The organism is Streptomyces sp. NPDC005878, assembly GCF_040629815.1.
Classification (GTDB): domain Bacteria; phylum Actinomycetota; class Actinomycetes; order Streptomycetales; family Streptomycetaceae; genus Streptomyces.
Map to the genome: position 1 here is coordinate 157,551 of NZ_JBEXWK010000008.1, position 14,258 is coordinate 171,808.

General features: G+C 72.8%; 14 protein-coding genes. 6 read left to right on the top strand and 8 right to left on the bottom strand.

What is annotated here, in order from left to right:
• The first annotated feature begins 465 nt into the window (after positions 1 to 465).
• The 5 genes from ABZ404_RS15485 (at position 466) to ABZ404_RS15505 (ending at position 6,010) form a co-directional block, all read left to right on the top strand.
• A complete protein-coding gene (locus tag ABZ404_RS15485; protein ID WP_358833554.1) occupies positions 466 to 1,644 on the top strand; it encodes a substrate-binding domain-containing protein in 1,179 nt (392 codons plus the stop codon).
• A gap of 136 nt (positions 1,645 to 1,780) precedes the next feature.
• Entirely contained in the window at positions 1,781 to 3,109 is a 1,329-nt protein-coding gene (locus tag ABZ404_RS15490; protein WP_358833553.1) for a sugar ABC transporter substrate-binding protein, read from the top strand.
• 95 nt (positions 3,110 to 3,204) lie between these two features.
• Entirely contained in the window at positions 3,205 to 4,044 is an 840-nt protein-coding gene (locus ABZ404_RS15495) for a sugar ABC transporter permease (protein ID WP_358833565.1), read from the top strand.
• Positions 4,041 to 4,919 (top strand): carbohydrate ABC transporter permease, encoded by an 879-nt coding sequence (locus ABZ404_RS15500; RefSeq protein ID WP_358833552.1) that lies wholly within the window; start codon positions 4,041 to 4,043, stop codon positions 4,917 to 4,919. Before ABZ404_RS15495 ends, ABZ404_RS15500 begins: the two co-directional genes overlap by 4 nt.
• A 62-nt stretch (positions 4,920 to 4,981) precedes the next feature.
• Positions 4,982 to 6,010 carry a hydroxyacid dehydrogenase gene (locus ABZ404_RS15505; RefSeq protein WP_358833551.1) on the top strand — a complete coding sequence of 343 codons (1,029 nt, stop codon included), beginning with the start codon at positions 4,982 to 4,984 and terminating at the stop codon, positions 6,008 to 6,010.
• A 128-nt stretch (positions 6,011 to 6,138) separates the two neighbouring features.
• On the opposite strand, the gene groL is transcribed toward ABZ404_RS15505, so the two are convergent.
• From groL to ABZ404_RS15525, 4 genes are all read right to left on the bottom strand, one after another.
• The gene (groL, locus tag ABZ404_RS15510) at positions 6,139 to 7,767 is read right to left on the bottom strand and encodes a chaperonin GroEL (RefSeq protein ID WP_358833550.1); all 1,629 of its coding nucleotides are present in this window, start codon (positions 7,765 to 7,767) and stop codon (positions 6,139 to 6,141) included.
• 114 nt (positions 7,768 to 7,881) lie between these two features.
• Positions 7,882 to 8,190: a co-chaperone GroES gene (gene groES, locus ABZ404_RS15515; protein WP_358833549.1), complete on the bottom strand. Its 309-nt coding sequence runs from the start codon at positions 8,188 to 8,190 to the stop codon at positions 7,882 to 7,884.
• 339 nt (positions 8,191 to 8,529) lie between these two features.
• Complete coding sequence (locus ABZ404_RS15520) at positions 8,530 to 8,823, bottom strand: hypothetical protein (RefSeq protein WP_358833548.1); 294 nt, start codon at positions 8,821 to 8,823, stop codon at positions 8,530 to 8,532.
• Entirely contained in the window at positions 8,820 to 9,755 is a 936-nt protein-coding gene (locus ABZ404_RS15525) for a polysaccharide deacetylase family protein (RefSeq protein WP_358833547.1), read from the bottom strand. Before ABZ404_RS15525 ends, ABZ404_RS15520 begins: the two co-directional genes overlap by 4 nt.
• 92 nt (positions 9,756 to 9,847) lie before the next feature.
• Between ABZ404_RS15525 and ABZ404_RS15530 the strand changes: the two genes are divergently transcribed.
• Complete coding sequence (locus ABZ404_RS15530) at positions 9,848 to 11,089, top strand: methyltransferase domain-containing protein (protein ID WP_358833546.1); 1,242 nt, start codon at positions 9,848 to 9,850, stop codon at positions 11,087 to 11,089.
• A 72-nt stretch (positions 11,090 to 11,161) separates the two neighbouring features.
• On the opposite strand, the gene ABZ404_RS15535 is transcribed toward ABZ404_RS15530, so the two are convergent.
• The 4 genes from ABZ404_RS15535 to ABZ404_RS15550 form a co-directional block, all read right to left on the bottom strand.
• Complete coding sequence (locus ABZ404_RS15535; protein WP_358833545.1) at positions 11,162 to 11,527, bottom strand: hypothetical protein; 366 nt, start codon at positions 11,525 to 11,527, stop codon at positions 11,162 to 11,164.
• Between the two features lie 44 nt (positions 11,528 to 11,571).
• Complete coding sequence (locus tag ABZ404_RS15540; protein WP_358833544.1) at positions 11,572 to 12,201, bottom strand: hypothetical protein; 630 nt, start codon at positions 12,199 to 12,201, stop codon at positions 11,572 to 11,574.
• Between the two features lie 114 nt (positions 12,202 to 12,315).
• The gene (locus tag ABZ404_RS15545) at positions 12,316 to 12,849 is read right to left on the bottom strand and encodes a VOC family protein (protein ID WP_358833543.1); all 534 of its coding nucleotides are present in this window, start codon (positions 12,847 to 12,849) and stop codon (positions 12,316 to 12,318) included.
• A 127-nt stretch (positions 12,850 to 12,976) separates the two neighbouring features.
• Positions 12,977 to 14,227 (bottom strand): sigma-70 family RNA polymerase sigma factor, encoded by a 1,251-nt coding sequence (locus tag ABZ404_RS15550; RefSeq protein ID WP_358990474.1) that lies wholly within the window; start codon positions 14,225 to 14,227, stop codon positions 12,977 to 12,979.
• Positions 14,228 to 14,258 lie beyond the last annotated feature (31 nt).

The following is a 14,258-nucleotide window of genomic DNA, read 5'->3' on the forward strand; positions in this document are numbered from 1 at the left end:
ACGGTCGCGTCCGTACGGACGGTCGGGTCGGTGCGGACGGACGCGTCCGTGCGGACGGCTCGGCCGGTAATGGCAGCTCGGCCGGTGGTGGCCCGGCCGGTGGCGGTGCGGACGGTCGGGTCTGTACGGACGGCTCGGCCGGCAGGGATGGCTCAGCCGGTACGGACGGCTGTCCCGGGGACCGTGGCGGTGTCGGCATGTGCGTGCTCCCCCGTCGCCCGGGGCCGGTTCGGGCGTCCGGAATGTAGGGCGGGGGCTGATCGAGCGTCAAGGGAATCGGACCGATTGATCGAAACTCCCGGCGTTCGATCACCGTGCATTAGGGTCATGGGCCCGGGAGACCGGTCCCGGGCATCTCACCGCGCACCAGCGCGGGTCACCAGGGGCAACGCGCCGACCCGCGCGGGCCGTACGCGTGCCAGGCGTACGCCGGACGCGCGCCACACTGCGAGGGGGACTGCCGCCGTGCGAGAGAGTGCCGCCGAACGTCACGACCGACTGCTGGAGCTGGTGCGCCGGCGCGGCTCGGCCCGGGTCTCCGACCTCGCGGGCCAGTTGGGCGTCTCCCCCGTGACCGTGCGGCGGGACGTGGAGGCGCTGGCCGTACGGGGGCTGCTCGACCGGGTGCACGGCAAGGTCTCCTGGCCGCACCAGGAGGGCGCGCCCGGGGTGTCCGCGCCCGGCGGCCCGGGCGGTCGCGAGCTGGTGCTCGGCATGATCGCGCCCAACGCCACCTACTACTTCGCCGAGGTCATCCGGGGAGCGCACGAAGCGGCGGCCGCCGCCGGGGCGCGGCTGATCCTGCGGATCTCCGACTACCGCCCGCAGGAGGACGCGGCCCGCGCGGCCGGGCTGCTGGCGGCCGGGGCCGAGGGGCTGCTGGTCGCCCCGGGCTGGAAGGAGCCGCACGACCCGGCCGAGCACGGACGGTGGATCACCAAACTCCCCGTCCCCACCGTGCTCCTGGAGCGGCGCGGGGTGCCCGGCGGGGCCCTGGACGACCTGGACCGGGTCTGCTCGGACCACGGGCACGGGGTGCTCCTCGCCGTACGCCATCTGACCGGGCTCGGGCACCGGGCGCCGCTCCTGGTGGCGCGGGCCGACAGCCCGACGGCCCTCGCGGTGCGCGCGGGATACCGCCAGGCGCTGGACGCGCTCGGGCTCGCGGCGTCGCACCCGGTGATCGACTCGGTCCCGGCAGAGGCGGATCCTGCGGGGTTCGAGGCGGCGGTGGGGGCGCTGGCCACGGCCGTGCGCGCCGGGGTGGCGTCGGCGGCCCTGGTCCACAACGACGTCGACGCGATCCGGATCGCCCAGCGCCTGGGCGAACTCGGGATCCGGGTGCCGCGGGACCTGGCGCTCGTGGCCTACGACGACGAGGTGGCGGCGCTCGCGGACACCCCCCTGACGGCCGTGGCGCCGCCCAAGCACGAGGTGGGCCGGTACGCGGCGCAGCTCCTGGTCGAGCGGCTGCGCGGGGCGACGGCCGGGCCGGGCGGGGAGCCGCAGCCGTGCCGCCATGTGGACCTGCTGCCCCGGCTGCGGGTGCGGTCCTCGTGCGGGGCGCCGCGGCCGGGCACGCCCGCCGCCGCGGCCTCCCCCGTCGCCTCCCCCGCCGCCCTTCCAGAACCCCGGAACGGCTAGTGGTCTAGACCTCTAACCCCTCCCCACCTCGTTTCGATCATTTTTCGATCATTCGAACTTTCGCTCTTGACTTCGGTCAGGACCGGCTCAAGGATCGCGGCCATCGCCTCGTCCCCTCACGTCCAGGAGCCGTTCCGTGAACCGCAGTTGGACCAGATCGACCGCCGTCGTCTCCGCGGTCACCGCCCTCGCCCTGCTCACGGCCTGCGGGGGCGGTGACGAGGAATCCTCCGGCGCGGGCGGCAAGGGCACCGCCGACAAGCCCGTCACCCTGACCTTCTGGGCGTGGCAGAAGGGGTCGAAGGACGTCGTGGACGCCTTCAACTCCTCGCACCCGAACATCCGGGTCCGGTTCGAGGAGATCCCGTCCGGGAACGCCGGCGGCTACGCCAAGATCTCCAACGCGGTGAAGGCGGGCAACGGCCCCGACCTGGTCGCCGTCGAGTATCCGATGCTGCCCGAGTTCGTCAGCCAGGGCGCGCTCCAGGACATCGGCCCGTACCTCACGGACGACGTGCGGAAGAAGTTCCTGCCGCAGGCGGTCGACCTCACCACGCTGGGCGGGAAGAGCTGGGCCGTCCCGTTCGACGCCGCGCCCCAGACGTACTTCTACCGCAAGGACTTCTTCGCCGAGAACGGGATCGAGGTGCCGAAGACCTGGGCGGAGTTCCGTACCGCCGCCGAGAAGGCGAAGAAGGCCGACCCCGGGGCGCGGATCGCGACCTTCATGCCGGACGACCCGACCACCTTCGAGGCGATGGCCTGGCAGGCGGGCGCCCAGTGGTTCAAGGCCGAGGGCGACACCTGGAAGCTGAACACCTCGGACGCCGCCACCGGGAAGGTCGCCGACTACTGGCAGGGGCTGATCGACGACAAGCTCGTCCAGACGGCCGTCTCCTTCAGCCCCGAGTGGACGGCCGCCCTCGAGAACGGCTCGACCGTCGGCTACCTCGGCGCCTCCTGGGGCGCGGGCGTCCTGAAGTCGACCCTGCCCGACCAGAGCGGCAAGTGGGGCGTCGCGCCCGTGCCCACCTGGGACGGCAGACCCGCCAGCGGCATGCTCGGCGGCTCCGCCTGGGCGGTGACCAAGGGGAGCGGGAAGGCCGCGGCGGCGGTCGAGTTCGCCACCTGGATGTCCACCACCGAGGAGGGCGTCAGGGCGCGGATCGCCCCGGGCACGTCGAGCGCCTTCCCGGCCGACGTCGCGCTGCGCCCGGCCGCCAAGAAGGCCTTCGACGCCGGGTTCTACGGCGGCCAGGACATCTACCGGCTCTTCGACGAGGCCGGCGCCTCGATCAACCCGCGCTGGAGCTGGGGCCCGGCCACCGGCACCACCAACACCACGCTCAAGGACCGGTTCGGCAAGGTCCCCGGCGGCTCGGTCACCCTCAAGGAAGCGGTACGGGCGGCCCATGACGCCACCGTGGCCGAGCTGAAGAAGCGCGGGCTGAAGGTCGAGGGCTGACCGTGGCGGCGAAGGCCGGCACCACGCGCCGCACCACCCACCGCAACCCCCGCCGTACCGGCGCCGCCGCGGGCGTCCTGCTCATCCCCTTCTTCATGCTGTTCACCGCGGTGACGGCGGTACCGGTCGGATACGCCCTCTGGCTGAGCCTGTTCACCGAGAAGCAGTCGGGGCTCGGGTTCGGCGGCGCCGAGTCCGTCTTCAGCGGACTCGACAACTACACGGCCGCTCTGGGCGACAAGGCCTTCCGCGACGGCTTCTGGATCCTGCTCGGCTACTGCGCCCTCTACATCCCCCTGATGGTCGGCGGGGCGCTCGCCCTGGCCCTGCTGCTCGACTCGGGGCTCGCCCGGGCCCGCCGCTTCTTCCAGCTGGCGCTCTTCCTGCCGCACGCCGTGCCCGGCATCATCGCCGCGCTGATCTGGGTGTACCTCTACACCCCCGGGCTCAGCCCGGTCGTACGGGCCATGGACTCGGGCGGTGTCGGCTTCAGCTTCTTCTCCCCCGACGGGGCCCTGCCCTCCGTGGTCAACATCGCGCTGTGGGAGTGGCTCGGCTACAACATGGTGATCTTCTACGCGGCTCTCCAGGCCATCGACCGGTCCGTCCTGGAGGCGGCCACCGTGGACGGCGCGGGCGCCTGGCGCACCGCGTTCAGCATCAAGGTCCCGCTCGTCCGCACCTCGCTCGGGATGGTGGCCCTGTTCACCGTGATCGGCTCGCTCCAGCTGTTCACCGAGCCGCTCATCCTCAACCAGGGCTCCGGCTCGGCGGTCACCTCCACCTGGACGCCCACCCTGTACGCCTACACCGCCGCCTTCGCCCGCAACGACTACGGCCTGGCCGCGGCCGCCGCCGTCCTGCTCGCCCTCACCGCGGCGCTGCTCTCCTTCGCCGTCACCCGCCTCACCACCCGGAAGGGGGCGCGGACATGACGTCCCCGGCCACCACGGGCGCGCCCGGCCCCGGCCGCTGGTTCTCCAGGGCCGCCGTGAACGGGATCCTGCTCCTCTCCGCCCTCTACACGCTCTTCCCCCTCCTCTGGCTGGTCACCGCCGCCACCAAGGACACCGGTGGACTGCTCACCGGCGACGCCTTCTCCCTCAAGGGCGCCAAGGGCTTCCACCTCGGCCGCAACCTCTCCGAGCTGGTCGCCTACAACGACGGTGTCTATCTGCGCTGGTACCTCAACTCCCTGCTCTACGCGGGCGGGGGCGCGCTGGTCTGCGCGCTGATCAGCGTCGCCGCCGGGTACGCCTTCGACAAGTACGACTTCCGGGGCAAGGAGAAGCTGTTCGCGGTGGTGCTGCTCGGGGTGCTCGTGCCGTCCACCGCGCTCGCGCTGCCGATGTATCTGCTCGCCAGCAGGACCGGGCTGGTCAACACCTACTGGTCGGTGCTGGTCCCCGTCCTGGTGAACCCCTTCGGGGTCTACCTCTCCCGCGTCTTCAGCGCGAGTCATATCCCCGACGAGGCGCTGGAGGCGGCACGGATCGACGGGGCGGGCGAACTGCGCGCCTTCTGGTCGATCGGGCTGCGGATGGTCATGCCGGGGTTCGTCACCGTGTTCCTCTTCCAGTTCACCGCGATCTGGAACAACTTCTTCCTCCCCCTGGTGATGCTCTCGGACCAGAAGCTCTTCCCGCTGAGCCTCGGTCTGTACGCGTGGAACTCCAACACCCATGCCGAGCCCTCGTTCTACCCCCTCGTCGTCACCGGTTCCCTCCTCGCCGTCCTCCCCCTGGTCATCGCCTTCGTCGCCCTCCAGCGGCACTGGAAGGCGGGCCTCTCGGCGGGCAGCGTCAAGTGACCGGAAGGACCCGCGGCCGGTTACCCCTGGACAACGCCCCCGTGAGGAGCCCGAGTTCCACCATGCACCACGCCACTGACAACCGACCCGCCGTCCTCCTCGCCATGGGCCCCGGGATCGCCGAGCGGCTGTTCACCGAGCGGCACCGCGCCCGTCTCGCCGCGCTCGCCAGGACCGACCCGTACCTCGTCGCCCACGAACTCCTCGCGCCCCCGCCGGCCGTGGCGGCGGCGCTCGCCGAGGCCGAGGTGCTGCTGACCTGCTGGGGCGCGCCGCCGCTCACGGCCGAGGTGCTGGCCTCGGCGCCCCGGCTGCGGGCCGTCGTGCACGCCGCCGGGTCGGTGAAGCACCACGTCACCGAGGCGTGCTGGGAGCGGGGCATCGCCGTGACCTCGGCGGCGGCGGCCAACGCGCTGCCGGTCGCCGAGTACACGCTGGCCGCGATCCTCTTCGCGGGCAAGCGCGTGCTGGCCTCGGCCCAGCGGTACGCGGAGCTGCGCGCCCCGCACGACTGGCTGCGCGAGGGTGACGGCACCGGCAACTACCACCGCACGGTCGGTCTCGTCGGCGCCTCGCGGATCGGCCGCCGGGTGATCGAGCTGCTGCGCCCCTTCGACTTCCGGGTGCTGCTCCACGACCCGTACGTCGACGCGGCCGAGGCGGCCCGGCTGGGGGTGGAAACCGTCCCGCTGGACGAGCTGTGCGCCCGCAGCAGTGTCGTCTCCGTCCACGCCCCGCAGCTCCCGGCGACCGAGCGCATGATCGGCGCGCGCCAGCTGGCCGCGATGCCGGACGGGGCCACGCTGGTCAACACCGCGCGCGGCTCCCTGGTGGACGGACCGGCCCTGCTCGGCGAGCTGCTCTCCGGGCGCCTGCACGCCGTACTGGACGTCACCGAACCCGAGCTTCCCGCCCGCGAGAGCCCGTTGTACGACCTGCCCAACGTCCTGCTGACCCCGCACATCGCCGGTTCGCTCGGCAACGAGCTGCACAGGATGGCGGATCTGGCGCTGGCCGAGGTGGAGCGGTTCGCCACGGGGCAGCCGTTCGCGGACCCGGTGCACGCGGCGGCCCTGCGCCACTCGGCGTGAGAGACGTACCCGCGTACGTACGGGAAAGGCCCCCGCCCCGCCGGTGGCGGGATCGGGGGCCTTCAGCGTCGTACGGTGCCTGCCGCCGTGGGGCGTCGGGCTCCGTACGACGTCAGCGCGTCACCACGTCAGTGGCTGTGGCCGTGACCGTGGCCGTGACCGGCCTCGGCCTCCTCGTCGGCCGGCTTCTCGACGACCAGGGTCTCGGTCGTGAGCAGCAGGGAGGCGATGGAGGCGGCGTTCTCCAGGGCGGAGCGCGTCACCTTGACCGGGTCGATGACGCCGGCCTTGACCAGGTCGCCGTACTCGCCGGTGGCGGCGTTGAAGCCCTGGCCCTTGTCGAGCTCGGCGACCTTGGAGGTGATGACGTAACCCTCCAGGCCGGCGTTCTCGGCGATCCAGCGCAGCGGCTCGACGGCGGCGCGGCGGACGACCGCGACACCGGTGGCCTCGTCGCCGGTCTTGTCGAGGTTGCCCTCCAGGACCTTGACGGCGTGGACGAGCGCGGAGCCACCACCGGAGACGATGCCCTCCTCGACCGCGGCGCGGGTCGCGGAGATGGCGTCCTCCAGACGGTGCTTCTTCTCCTTCAGCTCCACCTCGGTGGCGGCGCCGACCTTGATCACGCACACGCCGCCGGCGAGCTTCGCGAGGCGCTCCTGGAGCTTCTCGCGGTCCCAGTCGGAGTCCGTGGACTCGATCTCGGCCTTGATCTGCGCGACGCGGCCGACCACGTCCTCGCTGTTGCCGCCGCCGTCGACGATCGTGGTGTCGTCCTTGGTGACGGTCACGCGGCGGGCGGAGCCCAGCACGTCCAGACCGGCCTGGTCGAGCTTGAGGCCGACCTCCTCGGCGATGACGGTGGCACCGGTGAGGGTGGCCATGTCCTGGAGCATCGCCTTGCGGCGGTCGCCGAAGCCGGGGGCCTTGACGGCCACGGCGTTGAACGTGCCGCGGATCTTGTTGACGACCAGGGTGGAGAGGGCCTCGCCCTCGACGTCCTCGGCGATGATCAGGAGCGGCTTGGAGGAGCCGGCCTGGATGACCTTCTCAAGGAGCGGCAGGAGGTCCTGGATCGAGGAGATCTTGCCCTGGTTGATCAGGATGTACGGGTCGTCGAGGACGGCCTCCATACGCTCCTGGTCGGAGACCATGTACGGCGAGAGGTAGCCCTTGTCGAAGGCCATGCCCTCGGTGAACTCCAGCTCCAGGCCGAAGGTGTTGGACTCCTCGACGGTGATGACACCGTCCTTGCCGACCTTGTCCATCGCCTCGGCGATGAGCTCGCCGACCTGCTGGTCCTGGGCGGAGAGCGCGGCCACGGCGGCGATGTCCGACTTGTCGTCGATCGGACGCGCGGTGGCGAGCAGCTCCTGCGAGACAGCCTTGACGGCCGCGTCGATGCCCTTCTTCAGGGCGGCCGGGGAGGCGCCGGCGGCGACGTTGCGCAGACCCTCGCGGACCAGCGCCTGGGCCAGCACGGTGGCGGTGGTGGTGCCGTCACCCGCGATGTCGTTGGTCTTGGTCGCCACCTCCTTCACGAGCTGGGCACCCAGGTTCTCGTACGGGTCGTCGAGCTCGACCTCGCGCGCGATGGTGACACCGTCGTTGGTGATGGTGGGGGCGCCGAACTTCTTGTCGATGACGACGTTGCGGCCCTTGGGGCCGATCGTCACCTTCACCGTGTCGGCAAGCTTGTTGACGCCGCGCTCAAGGGCGCGACGGGCGTCCTCGTCGAACTTCAGGATCTTCGCCATGGGAGCGGTTCAGCCCTCTCGGAAACTTGGTGATACGAAAACTGCGCCCCTCGCCGCCCGGCTGTCAGCAGGGTGGCCAGGGGCGCAGCTCAGAAGCATTCGCTTCGAGGTGAATTACTTCTCGATGATCGCGAGCACGTCGCGAGCCGAGAGGACGAGGTACTCGTCACCGTTGTACTTCACCTCGGTGCCGCCGTACTTGCTGTACAGCACGACGTCACCGACGGCGACGTCGAGTTCGACGCGCTTGCCGTCCTCGATCCGGCCCGGGCCCACGGCCAGGACGACGCCCTCCTGGGGCTTCTCCTTGGCGGTGTCCGGAATGACCAGGCCGGAGGCCGTGGTCTGCTCGGCGTCGAGCGGCTGGACCACAATGCGGTCCTCGAGCGGCTTGATGGCAACCTTGGAGCTGGCGGTCGTCACGATCCGACCTCCCCCTTCGGAGATCTCACGGGGTTAACTGTCTGAGGTGGCGACCAGGTGGATCCGTCGTCGCGGGTGCCGGACCTGCCCGTCGCTGTGTTGGCACTCTCCGGTGGGGAGTGCCAGAGCCGAGACTAGGACGGCGGTTAGCACTCGGTCAAGCGGAGTGCCAGACGGATGGTGCGTGGCGGGGTCCCGCGGGGTGCCGTGACGCCGCGTCCACGGGGTGGTCGAGGGCCTGTCGCGCGCACGCGGCGGAGCCGGAAACGTCGCCCCGCGCGCGCGAGGGCGAAGCCGGAAAACGTCACCCCCGCGCGCGAGGAACGTGGCGCGCCGTCTCTAGGGCGTCGGTGCCGGGGCGGTCGCCCCCGGGGTGCGGGGCGGCGCCGCCGGGCCGGGAGCGGGCGGGGTGCGTTCCGCGTCGGGCCGGACGTGCCAGGGCCGGCGGCCCGGGGCGCCGGGGCGGGGGAAGCCGCGCCGCGCGTCGGTCACCTTCGTCGCCGCCATGCGGCCGAGCCGTTCGATCGGGGCGGCGGGGCGCTCGCAGCCCGCCGCCAGCAAGGACACCGTCAGCGCACCGGCCGCCAGCAGACCGGCCAGCGGACCGCCCGACGGCCGGTGCGCGCCGGTCATACGTAGTCCTCCAGCCTGGCCACCGCGTACCCCTTGTCGGTGATGACCTTCATGACCTGCCGGATCATGTCGGGCATCGTGCCCTTCCAGTCCTCGCGCCCCCGGAAGTGGGTGAGCACGATGTCGCCGGGGTGCAGGTCGCGGTCCCACTCGCGCCACTCCATGTGGTCCGGGAACGCCTCGGCCGCCCACAGCGGCACCGCCTTGATCCCGCAGGACTGGGCCGCGCGCAGGGTGTCCTCGTTGTAGTTGCCGTACGGCGGCCGGAAGAGCCGGGGCCGCTTGCCCGCCCACGTGCCGATCTTGTCCTGCTGGCCGCAGATCTCGTGCCGCTGCTCTTCGTAGGAGAGGCCGGGCAGATAGCGGTGGTTGAGCGTGTGGTTGTTGAGCGTGACCCCGAGGCTCTGCATGCGCTTGAAGTACGGGTAGTCGGTGTGGACGAGGTAGTCGCTGAGGAAGGCGCTGTAGGGGATGCGCAGGTCCCGCATCATCTTCAGCAGTTTGGGGTCCTTCTCGGCGCCGTCGTCGATGGTCAGGAAGACGATCCGGTCCTTGGTGGGCACGGTGGTGAAGACCGGCGGCAGCGAGTCGCCGCCGTCCGTCTCGAAGCCGGGCCGGTTGGTGATCTCCGGTTTGACGGCGGGCGGGGCGGGCGGGGTCAGCGGCACCTTGGCCAGCCTCCACCTCCTGGCGGCGGTCACCCGGGCGGCCTGCTCCTCCTTGAGGCGGCCGGAGTAGCCGGCGAGGGCGCGGGCGGCGGCGCTGTCGTAGGCCTGCGGTCCGGCCGCGGCACTGCCGCCGTGTCCGCCCACGTGGGGATCCCCGGAGGCGCACCCGGAGGCGAGCGCGGCGACGACGAGCCCGGCGAACACCAGGAGGGGGGCTTTCGTCAGAAGGCGCCCATTTTCTTCCTTTTGTCGTACAAGCTGCATGCCGCCGCATCCTGTCAGTGCGGGGCGGTATACCGGAGGCGACACCCGACACCGCACGCGCGCCGTCCCCCGCCTGGCCCACAATGGGGCGGGTGAACGACCTCGACACCTTCCGCGCCCTGCTCACCCCCGAGGGCACGGGCCTGCTGGACTCGCTGCGCGACCACGACCCGGCCCAGGAGCTGGCGCTGGCGACCCGGCTGCGCCGCACGCACGCCCCGGAGCTGGTCTCGGCCGCCCTGGCCCAGGCGCGGCTGCGGCAGCGCGCGGTAGCGAAGTTCGGCGCGGACGACGCGTACCGGATGTTCTTCACCCCCAACGGGGTCGAGCAGTCCACGCGCGCGTCGGTGGCCGCCTACCGCGCCCGCGTCTTCGCCGCCCAGGGGGTACGGAGCGTGGCCGACCTGTGCTGCGGCATCGGCGGGGACGCGCTGGCGCTCGCCCGGGCGGGCATCTCCGTCCTCGCGGTGGACCGCGACGAGCTGACGGCCGAGGTCGCCCGCGCGAACGCGGCGGCGCTGGGCCTCGCGGAGCTGATCGAGGTGCGGTGCGCGGATGTGACGGACGTGGACACCTCGGGGTGGGACGCGGTGTTCGTGGACCCGGCGCGGCGGGGCGGGCGCGGGCGCGTCTTCGACCCCGAGGCGTACTCCCCGCCGCTGTCCTGGGCGATCGGCGCGGCCCTGAAGGCCCCGCTCGCCGCACTGAAGATCGCCCCCGGCATCCCGCACGAGACGGTCCCGCCGCAGGCCGAGGCGGAGTGGATCTCGGACGGGGGCGATGTGAAGGAGGCGGTGCTCTGGTTCGGGCAGGCGCAGGGGTTCGGGCAGGCGCAGGGGTCCGGGCAGGCGCACGCCCCGCTGCACACCCGCACGCCGGGCGCGGTCCGTGCCACGCTCCTGCCCGCCGAGGCCACGCTCCGGGCCTCCGCCCCGCTCCCGTCGCCCCCGGTCGGCCCGGTGGGCCGCTACCTCCACGAGCCGGACGGCGCCGTCATCCGCGCCCATCTGGTGGCCGACGTCGTGGCGGCGTGCGGCGGCCGCCTCATCGACGAGACCATCGCGTACGTGACGAGCGACGAGCCGTACGCGTCCCCGTTCACCACCGCGTACGAGATCACCGACGAGCTGCCCTTCAACATGAAGAAGCTGAAGGCGCTGCTGCGGGAGCGCGGGGTGGGCGTCCTGACGGTCAAGAAGCGCGGCTCGGCGGTGGAGCCGGAGGAGCTGCGCCGCAAGATGAAGCTCCAGGGGCGCGGTTCGGCCACGGTGTTCCTGACGCGGGTGGCGGGGGCGCCGACGATGCTGATCGGACATCCCGCCGGGCGTCCGTAGACGCCCCGGGCCTCTGCTCCCCCGCGGCCCGGGAAGGCGTCCGCGCCGGGCCGGGGGCCGGGTCCGTACCCCCTACGCCAGGTCCGTGAGCTCCTCCGCGAACACCTGCGACAGCGGCTGCGGCCCCACGTACTGCTGGCAGTTGCACCGGCCCGGCTCGAAGCGGAGCGGCTGCTTGGACTCGTCCCAGGCGACCGGGATCTCGACGCGCTCGTGGCACAGGCCCTGCTTGTCGTGCTTGGCGAGGTGGTGGGCGCAGCCGCAGACGGGCTCCGGGGGGCGGTGGGCGGCCTCCAGGGCGAGGCGCTCGCACCGGGCCGCCTCCAGGCGTTCCAGCCGGCGCTCGTGGCGGGTGCGCAGGGCCGTGCGGCCCGTGTCGGCGGCCCAGCCGAAGCCTCCCATCCAGAAGACAATGAGGACCCACCAGTACCATTCCATGTTGCCGCCTTCCCCCTGAAACCGTGCGACGTGCGTACGCGCGTTCAGGATAGGTGCGCGGAGGGCCGGAGCCGTAGGGCCCAGCGGCGGTGGGACAGCGCCTTGTTGACGGCGATCAGACCGGTGAGCCAGCACACCAGACCCAGCCCCATCCCCAGCACCACCACGCCGTAGGTGTCGTCGCCCGGCCGCGCCGCCGCCGGGACCGTGACGCACACGAACAGGCCGACCGCGCACATCAGTCCGCCCGGCAGCAGCCACGCCAGGCTCAGTCCGGGCGCGCGCAGCCCGGCGTCGGTCGCGGGATGGCGGTCCAACGCGGCCCACTGCGCCAGGAGTCGGCGGATCCGCGCGTCCTTGCGCAGGCCCGCCACGATCGCCACGGCGGTCGGCACCAGCGCGCCGAGTCCGATCACCAGGCAGACCGCCCCGTAGAGCACCGACAGCACGTCCAGCGCCTCGGTGAACGCGATGATGGCCGTCCCCACGAACGCCCAGCCGGTGGCGAGCAGCACCGCCCAGCCCCAGTGGGCCGCGATCCGCCCCGGGCCCAACTGCCGTGCCACCAGGTCCGCCAGGACCGCCGCGCGGTCCCTGAGCAGCGCGTCCCGGTCGGGCCAGGTGCGGATCCCCACCGGGGGCGGGGGCGGCGGCAGGGGGGTGCGGAACGGCATGGACATGAGGTTACCGGCGCCGCCAAGAGGCCCCGCCGCCCGCTCGGTTGCCCGCGCCCTCCGGTCGCCGGCCCCGGCCGGGTCTCCCGGTCGGGCGCCCGCGCGGCCACCCGCTCAGTCGCCCTCGTACGCCCGTCGCAGTCCGGCCACGTCCAGCTTCCTCATCTTCATCATGGCCCCGAGCGCCCGGTTCACGCCCTCCCGGTCCTCGCCCGACAGGATCTCGCGCAGGGCGCGCGGGACGATCTGCCAGGACAGGCCGTACTTGTCCTTCAGCCAGCCGCACGGGCCCTCCTCGCCGCCGTCGGCGGTCAGCCTGGCCCAGAGCTCGTCGACCTCCTCCTGGGACGCGCAGTCGACGGAGAGCGAGATGGACTCGTTGAAGGAGAAGTCCTGCTTGCCGCCGTTGAGCGCGGTGTACTGCTGGCCGGCCAGTTCGAACACGACGGTCATCACCGTGCCGGCCTGGTCGGGGAACGCCTCCGTGTACCGCGTGGTCTCGATGATCCGCGAGCTGCCGCCGAAGACGGAGACGTAGAACCGCGCGGCCTCCTCGGCCTGGTCGTCGAACCACAGGAACGTGGTGATCTTCTGGACGGGCTGCGCGGGCTGTGCGGACTGCTCGGAGCGTGCGGACTGCTCGGACATGGCTGCTGCCTCCCTCTCGGCCGGGCCGTCCGGCGGGTACCGGCGGCTCGGAAGGGTAGACCGGGCCCCTCCGCGAAACTCATCGGTGGCCCGGAGCCCCCCCCCGGCCGCCGCGAGCCCCCCGGGCTCAGCCCTCCGCGCGCGCCCGCAGCAGCTCCCGCTCGCGCGCGTTGCGCGTCAGCTCCGCGGCGCGCGCGAACTCCGCGCGCGCCTCCTGCGTACGCCCGAGGCGCTCCAGCAGATCGCCCCGGACGCTCGGCAGCAGGTGGTAGCCGCGCAGCGCCGGGTCGGCGGCGAGCGCGTCCACGAGCGCCAGGCCCGCCCCGGGGCCCTCGGCCATGGACACCGCGACCGCCCGGTTCAGCTCCACCACCGGCGAGGGGGCGATCGCCGCCAGGGCGCGGTAGAGCGCGGCGATCGCCGCCCAGTCGGTCTCCTCGTACGAGGCGGCCTGCGCGTGGCAGGCGGCGATGGCGGCCTGGAGCGCGTACGGGCCGGGGGCGCCGCCCAGTTCACCCGCGCGGGTCAGCGCCGCGAAGCCGCGCCGGATCAGCAGCCGGTTCCAGCGGGAGCGGTTCTGGTCGGCGAGGAGCACGGGCGCGCCCGTGGCGTCCGTGCGGGCGCCCGTGCGCGAGGCCTGGATCTCCAGGAGCGCGGCCAGCGCGTGCACCTCGGGCTCCTCGGGCATGAGCCCCGCCAGCACCCGTACGAGCCGCAGCGCGTCCTCGCACAGCGCCGGGCGCACCAGGTCGTCGCCGGCCGTGGCCGCGTACCCCTCGTTGAAGACGAGGTAGATGACTTCGAGGACGGAGGCGAGCCGCGCGGCGCGCTCCGGCCCCCGCGGCACCTCGAACGGCACGCCCGCCTTCGCCAGCGTCCGCTTGGCCCGGGAGATCCGCTGGGCGACGGTCGCCTCCTGGGCGAGGAAGGCGCGGGCGATCTCGTCGGTGGTCAGCCCGCCGAGCAGGCGCAGCGTCAGGGCGATGCGCGCCTCGGTGGAGAGCACCGGATGGCAGGCGGTGAAGATCAGCCGGAGCAGGTCGTCGTCGATCGCGTCCGGCTCCTCGGCCGCCGCGAACTCCGGCGCGGTCACCGCCTCGTCGAGGTCGCGGCCGATCTCGGCGAGCTTGCGCGCGTAGCTCTCGCGGCGGCGCACCAGGTCGACGGCCCGGTGCCTGGCGGTGGCCGTGAGCCAGGCGCCCGGGTTGTCCGGGACTCCTGTCTCCGGCCACCGCTCCAGGGCGGCGACCAGCGCGTCCTGCGCCAGCTCCTCGGCGATGCCGACGTCCCGCACGATCCGCGTGACGGCGGCGATGACGCGCGGGGCCTCGATCCGGAAGACGGCCTCGACGGCGTCCTTTTCTGTGCTCACGGGCAGTCATGAGAACACCCGCGCGGCCCGGCGGCAA